The 262-nt window shown below is 49.2% G+C and carries 1 protein-coding gene; it reads left to right on the top strand.

Annotation, left to right across the window (positions count from 1 at the left end; translation table 11 throughout):
- Nucleotides 1-80: 80 nt before the first annotated feature.
- Nucleotides 81-262 (top strand): hypothetical protein (locus AC3XQU_RS24145; protein ID WP_489876656.1); only part of this gene is annotated, 182 nt, incomplete at its 3' end.

Below are 262 nucleotides of genomic sequence, written 5' to 3' on the forward strand. Positions count from 1 at the left end.
GCAGTAGGTCTGGATGCTGCAAAGCACCTCAACGCGCACTAATGGAAATCACCATTTTCTCGTAGGAATTAATCCACCAGATGAACACGCCAATCTCCTTTTCCGAACTGTCTGAAATGTTGCCGGGACAGCTGGTTGATCTCAACAGTGGTCGTGCTTGTGTTTTCAACGTTGTAGCGAATTTTGCGCAGGATTCGGGTGCCCTGTTGGAGCTTTTCCAAACGGTCACCGGTATCTCGCTCACTGACAGGCAGAAGGAAAT

The organism is Telluria sp. AZSoR62, assembly GCF_058111565.1.